7 protein-coding genes are annotated in these 6,677 nt (G+C 64.1%); 3 read left to right on the forward strand and 4 right to left on the reverse strand.

The window, feature by feature from the left end; genetic code table 11:
• Window positions 1-663 precede the first annotated feature (663 nt).
• Both ACTOWK_RS23465 and ACTOWK_RS23470 read right to left on the reverse strand, forming a co-directional pair.
• A complete protein-coding gene (locus ACTOWK_RS23465) occupies window positions 664-1,191 on the reverse strand; it encodes a carboxymuconolactone decarboxylase family protein (protein ID WP_441332489.1) in 528 nt (175 codons plus the stop codon).
• 343 nt (window positions 1,192-1,534) lie between these two features.
• Entirely contained in the window at window positions 1,535-2,074 is a 540-nt protein-coding gene (locus tag ACTOWK_RS23470; protein WP_031374202.1) for a peroxiredoxin, read from the reverse strand.
• Between the two features lie 148 nt (window positions 2,075-2,222).
• On the opposite strand from ACTOWK_RS23470, the gene ACTOWK_RS23475 reads away from it, so the two are divergent.
• The 3 genes from ACTOWK_RS23475 to ACTOWK_RS23485 all read left to right on the forward strand — a co-directional run bounded on the left by ACTOWK_RS23475 (window position 2,223) and on the right by ACTOWK_RS23485 (window position 4,487).
• Window positions 2,223-3,173 (forward strand): LysR substrate-binding domain-containing protein, encoded by a 951-nt coding sequence (locus ACTOWK_RS23475; RefSeq protein WP_441332490.1) that lies wholly within the window; start codon window positions 2,223-2,225, stop codon window positions 3,171-3,173.
• Window positions 3,170-3,814: a hypothetical protein gene (locus ACTOWK_RS23480; protein ID WP_441332491.1), complete on the forward strand. Its 645-nt coding sequence runs from the start codon at window positions 3,170-3,172 to the stop codon at window positions 3,812-3,814. The genes ACTOWK_RS23475 and ACTOWK_RS23480 overlap by 4 nt, the downstream gene beginning before the upstream one ends.
• 100 nt (window positions 3,815-3,914) lie before the next feature.
• Window positions 3,915-4,487: a DJ-1/PfpI family protein gene (locus ACTOWK_RS23485; RefSeq protein WP_441332492.1), complete on the forward strand. Its 573-nt coding sequence runs from the start codon at window positions 3,915-3,917 to the stop codon at window positions 4,485-4,487.
• 79 nt (window positions 4,488-4,566) lie between these two features.
• On the opposite strand, the gene ACTOWK_RS23490 is transcribed toward ACTOWK_RS23485, so the two are convergent.
• Entirely contained in the window at window positions 4,567-5,037 is a 471-nt protein-coding gene (locus tag ACTOWK_RS23490) for an RICIN domain-containing protein (protein WP_441332493.1), read from the reverse strand.
• A gap of 517 nt (window positions 5,038-5,554) precedes the next feature.
• Entirely contained in the window at window positions 5,555-6,202 is a 648-nt protein-coding gene (msrA, locus tag ACTOWK_RS23495) for a peptide-methionine (S)-S-oxide reductase MsrA (protein ID WP_441332494.1), read from the reverse strand.
• Window positions 6,203-6,677 lie beyond the last annotated feature (475 nt).

Consider the following 6,677-nt stretch of genomic DNA (forward strand, 5'->3'; position numbering starts at 1 on the left):
TGAACAATCGTCCCCGCAAAACCTTGGATTGGCGCTCGCCGGCTGAGGTGCTTTATGAGCGACTGAAAAACGCTTCGGGGTGATGCACTTGGATATTGACTCCGCATTACCTTTCTTTTGTTGCTTTAGACAAAAGAAAGTAACCCGCCGCTTTAGTGGCGGAAGCTTTTGGCGTTTGATCTTGATCTAGATCTTGCTTGAGCGAGACGCCGCAAGACCGTAGCAGCGCGGTCGCGGCTTGCGCCGCTCCTACCCTTGCGACGATGCATTCCTTCGATCGATGGCAAAGGCGTTGCGGACTCTGCGCGTCCCGTGGCCCAAAAGAAAGGTGACCAAAGAAAAGGGCTCTCCTTGACGAAGCTCCCCTGCGAGTACGTAGCTGTCGCCGGGATTTTCCGATAAGACGTCCCTGTCTTATCGGAAAACGCCGCACGTCCTGTGCGGCGCCCTCCGGGTCTCCAGGTGTTCTCGCGAGTTCGGTACTGCGCCAAGCTTTCACGGCAACAGCAACAGCAACGGCAAAAACAAGAGCTGACAAAACAAAAGTAAAAGCGAAGGTAGCAGTAGCAGGCCACAGCACCCTGTCCCGTCCCGCAAACGAAAATCGCCGGCTTTCGCCGGCGACTTCGTAGAAACATCGAGCTGACAGAACGGATCAACCGATCACATCTGCTCCAACGTCACCGCCACCGCATGCACCACCGCACCGATCTTCAACGAGCTCTGCACGCCCTGGGCACTGACTTCGTGCTTGCGCACGACCTTCTCGTGCGAATCCATGCAGGCTCCGCAGCCGTTGATCGCCGACACCGCCAGCGAAGCCAGTTCGAAGGTCATCTTGTCGATGCCCGGGCTGGCCATGACGTTCATACGCAGGCCAGCACGCAGTTGGCCGTACTCTTCGTTCTGGATCAGGTGGGTGGCGCGGTAGTAGATGTTGTTCATCGCCATCACCGCGGCCGCGGCCTTGGCGCCGTTGATTTCCTCCGGCGACAACTTCTCGGCGGCGAAGACCTCGATCGCGGCGACCAGCGGTTTGTGGCGCGAAGCGATAGCCGAGGCCAGCGCGATGGCGCGGATCTGCTTGCCGTCCAGGCCCGGCGAACCGGCGTCGCTGAGCACGCTGTCGAGGTTGAGCTTGAGGTCCTTGGCGTAATCGGGAAGCGAATTGCGAAGATCGGAAAGGCTCATCGGAATACTCCTGGAATCTGCGGGGATCGTCGCGTCGCGGCAGCGCGGGCGCACCGATCGCGGGGACCGGGCACGCGCCATCGCCTGGCGGGCATGCGCATCGCGCACGGCTGGCTGGGAAACGGCACGAACGGGACGAAGCGGATAGGAACAGTCGGGGCGAACCCCGACTGTGGGCATCCCGCACGGGAGGGAGGGAGGACCGGCGAGGCCGGCCCGCATGCGGGACTACTTTGAGAACTGCGCTGGCGGCGGGCCGACAGCGCAGGCAGAACCAGAGGGGAGCCGGGTCACGGAATCCGGCTCCGCGGGGATCACTCCCGGGTCGTGCGATCCGGACGGATCAGGCGACCTTGAGGGTGCTCTCGCCCTGGTTCCAGTTGCACGGGCACAGCTCGTCGGTCTGCAGGGCGTCCAGCACGCGCAGGACTTCCTGCGGGTTGCGGCCGACCGAACCGTCGGTGACGTAGACGAAACGGATGATGCCGTCCGGATCGACCAGGAAGGTGGCGCGCTGGGCGACGCCGTCTTCGGACAGGATGCCGAGCGCCGAGGTCAGGTCCTTCTTGATGTCGGCGAGCATGGGGAACGGCAGGTCGCGCAGGTCCTTGTGGTCCTTGCGCCATGCCAGGTGCACGAACTCGCTGTCGGTCGAGGCGGCCAGGACCTGGCAATCGCGGTCGAGGAACTGCTGGTTCAGGTCGCCGAAGCCCTTGATCTCGGTCGGGCAGACGAAGGTGAAGTCCTTCGGGTAGAAGAACACCAGCAGCCACTTGCCCTTGTAGGTGTCGTTGTCGATGTCGGCGAACGCGCTATCGAGGTTCTCGATACCGACGGTGGCCTTGACCTTGAATTTCGGGAACTTCTCGCCGATCGAAAGCATGCGGATGACTCCTTGAGGGGATGGGAGGGGTAAACAGGGGTTGTTGCCGAAGGAACAACTTAGGGGTCGTATGTTGCACCCCAGCAATTGATTACTGAAATGAATTGTTCCTATTATGGCGATAGTCTATATCAATTGGCGACCATCGATGAACCTACGTGATCTCAAATATCTGGTCGCCCTGGCCGATCACAAGCATTTTGGCCGAGCCGCCGCGGCGAGCTTCGTGAGCCAACCCACGCTTTCGACCCAGATCAAGAAGCTCGAGGAAGAACTGGGCGTGTCGCTGGTCGAACGCGCGCCGCGCCGGGTCATGCTGACCCCGGTCGGGCGCGACATCGCCGAGCGCGCGCGCAAGGTCATCGCCGATGTCGAACAGATGAGCGAGATCGCCCGCCGCAGCCAGGACCCGGAAGCCGGCACGGTGCGCCTCGGCCTGTTTCCCACGCTCGGCCCCTACCTGTTGCCCCACGTGGTGCCGGGCCTGCGCAAGCGCTTCCCGCGTCTGGAATTGCTGTTGGTCGAAGAGAAGACCGACCAGATCCTCGCCCGCCTGCGCGACGGCCGCCTCGATGCCGGCCTGTTGGCCTTGCCGATCCACGACGACCAATTGCACGTCGAACCCTTGTTCGACGAACCCTTCCTGCTGGCGGTGCCGCAACAGCATCCGATGGCCGGGCGCGACACGCTCGAACTGCACGATCTCGACGACCAGCACTTGCTCCTGCTCGAAGAAGGCCATTGCCTGCGCGACCAGGCGCTCGACGTCTGCCGCATGTCCGGCGCCGACGAGCGCGACGGCTTCCGCGCCACCAGCCTGGAGACCCTGCGGCAGATGGTCGCCGCCGGCGTCGGCATCACCTTGTTGCCGATGCTCGCGGTGCAGCCGCCGGTGCCGCAATCGCCCGACATCCATCTGCTGCGCTTCGCCGGCGACCCGCCGCACCGGCAGATCGGCATGCTGTGGCGGCGCAGCTCGGCGATGTCGGATTTCCTGATGCAACTGGCCGATGAGCTGCGCAAGTTGCCGGCCTCGCTGTTGCAACCGCCGCGCGGCAACGGCCATGGCGCACGCAAGCCGGCGCGGGACACGCGATGAGTCCACGCGCCTGGGTCGTGTGCTGCCTGATCCTGAGCGCGATCGGCTGGTGGTACTCGCCGGTGTCGCCGCGTCCCCTGCACTTCCCGGCGCCGGCGGACGGCGCGAGCATCGACTGCCCGATGCCGCCGCGCGTGGTCGACGGCGCCGAGCCCTTGCAGACCTCGGTACCGGCTTCGCTGCAACCGTTCCGGCTCGAACCGGGCTCGGCGACGCCGCTGGCCGGCTTCAGCATCGACGGCAGGGTGCTGTCGCGGCGCGACTACCGGATGGGACGCGAAGCGGAGTTCTCGCCGACCGACCTGGCCATCGGCTGGGGCCGCATGCGCGAGGACACGGTTCTGTCGCAACTCGACATTACCCAGGAAGTGCGTTTCCTGACCTATCGCTACTTCGACAAGCCGCCGATTCCGGTCGACGAGATGCAGCGATCGGTCGGCAATCTGCACATCATTCCGGCCAATGCCGAAGTCGCCCGCGCGCTCAAGCGCGTGCGCAAGGATCAGCGCGTACGCGTCGACGGTTGGCTGGTCCGGGTCGAGACCCAGCAAGGCATGCGCTGGGACAGCTCGATGAGCCGCACCGACACCGGCAAGGGCGCCTGCGAACTGGTCTACGCCTGTTCGATCCAGGCCTACTGATCGTTCGCGTCGGTACACGCAAGCGCCGCGTCCAACGTCACATGCCGATAGCGCGCGCCCGCGGCATCATGTCCGCCTCGACCTGCACCGGGAGCAAGGCATGAGCAAGACCATCGTGGCGATGATGATCGATCAGCCGGCCGACTGGGAGTACGGCCCCATCCTCGCCGCGGCGCGAGCGTTCTTCGGCGTGCAGACCGCCGTCGCCGCCATCGAAGCCACGCCGCTGACTTCGATGGGTGGCGTGACCCTGCAGCCGCAACATCGTTTGTCGGAGCTCGATCCGCTCGCCGCCGACCTGTGGGTGTTGCCGGGCAGTCCGCTGTGGGAACAGGCACCCGCGCCGGAGCCGATCCTCGCCGCGATCAAGGCCCGCGTCGCCGCCGGCCGACCGGTCGCCGGCATCTGCGGCGCAACTCGCGCCCTGGCCCAGGCCGGACTGCTCGATGAGCGTACCCACACCAGCAACGAGCCGGGTTATCTCGACGACGTGCCCGGATATGGCGGCAAGGCGCTGTACCGCGACGACGGCTGCATCAGCGACGGCCTGGTCGTAAGCGCATCGGGCTCGGCGCCGATTTCGTTCGCACAGGCCTGCCTGCGGATCCTGGTACCGGAACAGGAAGTCTCGATCCAGCAATACCGCGCCATGTTCGCGCGCGAGTTCGCGTAAGCCTGAATCGCAAGCGGTACGTCCGACGCCGCCGGACGAGCGCACGCTCGTCCGGCGGCGATACCGCCTTGCGCGAGCTTCAGTTCCAGCGTTGGAAGTTGCCGCCGTTGCAGGCCATCGTGTAACCGCTGCCGCTGGCGTTGCTGTCCAGGCACAGGCCGGTCGCGACGTTGCGGATTTCCCAGCCGTAGGCGCCGGTATAAGTCACGGTCCAGCGCTGGAAGTTGCCGCCGTTGCAGGCCAAGGTATACAGACGACCGCTGGTGTTGCTGTCCAGGCACAGGCCGGTCTGAGTGTTGCGGATCTCATCGCCGAACTGGTTCTGCGAGTTGGTCCACAGCTGGTAGGCGCCGCCGTTGCAAGGCAAGGTGTAGACGCTGCCGTTGTAGTTGCTGTCGAGGCAGCGCTGAGTCGCGGTATTGACCCACGTCCAGGGTCCACCGTTGATCATCGGTTGCAGCCGGGTGCCCAGGTCGGGCGGGCCGGCCAACACACCGAACGCCGTCGTCGCCACCAATGCAGCCGCGGCCGCAAGCAATAACTTCTTCATCACATACTCCTTGTGGGTGATAGTCGGGAGCCTCCTGCTGCCCGTCGCGCTCATTCGTCCGCCGGATTCGTTTCGCGAATACATCGCGGCGAACGGCTCGGGTTACGGAGACTCGCCGCAGGGGATAAGCCAAAACATCCGCGATGTCAGCGCCCCGCATTGCGATGCAGACGGCAATTCCCGTCTGTGGAGCCGCGCTCACGGCCAGCGCGTGACGCGCTTTGCGGCTATACGCTCACGCATGCTATCGACATGTTTCGGACTGCGTCGCAGGTGAAGACGACACGGTTCGTATGGCATGGCGAGTCGGAAAATATCGGCCGTATTGGCGCACGGTTTGCCGCAACGGCGAATTTATTTCGCCATCGGAATGTTTCGCGTCGACACCGGCAAGGCCCGCTCGCTTCACGGCTCGACACAGTGCCCGGCTCATTCGGGCACCGGCAGCCGCTCGGCTCTGGCCACAACGAAAAACGGCGCGATAGGCGCCGTTTTCGGATCGCTTGGATGGGTCTGCTCAGACCACGCCGATCGGGCAACTCACACCGGTACCGCCGAGACCGCAATAACCCATCGGGTTCTTCGACAGATACTGCTGATGCTCGTTCTCGGCGTAATAGAAAGTCGGCGCCGGGTGCACGATCTCGGTGGTGATCTCACCGAACCCGGCCTCGTGCAGCTTCGCCTGGAAGGTGTCGCGACTGGCCAAGGCCGCCTGATACTGACTCCCGGTTTCGCAATACAACGCCGAGCGGTACTGAGTGCCCTCATCGTTGCCCTGGCGCATGCCCTGGGTCGGGTCGTGGCTTTCCCAGAACACTTTGAGCAGGTCCTCGAACGCGATCAGCTTGGGGTCGTAGACCACCAACACCGCCTCGGTATGCCCGGTCTGACCGCTGCAGACCTCGCGATAACCGGGATTGGGGGTGTAACCGCCCGAGTAACCGACCGCGGTGGTGAACACCCCCGGCAACGACCAGAACTTGCGCTCGGCGCCCCAGAAACAGCCCATGCCGAACTGGACCCGCGCCAGCCCCTCGAACCCGTCGCGCAACGGCCGCCCCAGCACATGATGGACATTGTCCAGCGGCAGCGGCGTAGCGCGCCCCGGCAGCGCATCTTCACGCTGCGGCATCCGCTGCTTGAACGCACCCACCCCAGGAATGAACGAACCGGCCATCGTCTTGTCTCCGTCTGCGTCGAGGGACGCTGTGCGGATGAGATGTGGGAAAGGGGGGCAGGATTCAAGCGGGTGGGGCTCGCTTTGGCTTGGCTCCGGCAGCGCCCCGCATCACCCCGCCCACCCTGGCTTTAGGCTTTGGTTTTGGTTTGATCCTGGCTTTGGCTTTGGCCTTGGCTGTGCACCGATTCGCACTAGCGAAGGCCATCGAAGACCCGTAGGGCGGCCCGCAGGGATGCGGGCCGTTTTTCATCGGGACAGGGATGTCCCGTATGTAGATCCCTGCGTTGGCGTCGAGCGCGCGGGCTTGTGGTTCAAAGAAAAGCATTTTTCTTGGTTAGGCGGTCTCTAAGCTTAAGTGCATCACCCACCGAAGGGTTCTGCACATGGGCCACCACTACACCCACCTGAGTCCCGAAGAGCGCGGCGCCATCATGGCCTGGGTCCGCCAAGGTCTCAG

This window comes from Lysobacter sp. CA196 (assembly GCF_052078695.1).
Classification (GTDB): Bacteria; Pseudomonadota; Gammaproteobacteria; order Xanthomonadales; family Xanthomonadaceae; genus Lysobacter.

Excerpts from the sequence above, each read along its gene's own strand:
- ACTOWK_RS23475 (WP_441332490.1), top strand. The coding sequence starts at position 2,223 with ATGAACCTACGTGATCTCAAATATCTGGTCGCCCTGGCCGATCACAAG.
- ACTOWK_RS23470 (WP_031374202.1), bottom strand. The coding sequence starts at position 2,074 with ATGCTTTCGATCGGCGAGAAGTTCCCGAAATTCAAGGTCAAGGCCACC.
- ACTOWK_RS23490 (WP_441332493.1), bottom strand. The coding sequence starts at position 5,037 with ATGAAGAAGTTATTGCTTGCGGCCGCGGCTGCATTGGTGGCGACGACG.
- ACTOWK_RS23480 (WP_441332491.1), top strand. The coding sequence starts at position 3,170 with ATGAGTCCACGCGCCTGGGTCGTGTGCTGCCTGATCCTGAGCGCGATC.
- ACTOWK_RS23485 (WP_441332492.1), top strand. The coding sequence starts at position 3,915 with ATGAGCAAGACCATCGTGGCGATGATGATCGATCAGCCGGCCGACTGG.
- ACTOWK_RS23465 (WP_441332489.1), bottom strand. The coding sequence starts at position 1,191 with ATGAGCCTTTCCGATCTTCGCAATTCGCTTCCCGATTACGCCAAGGAC.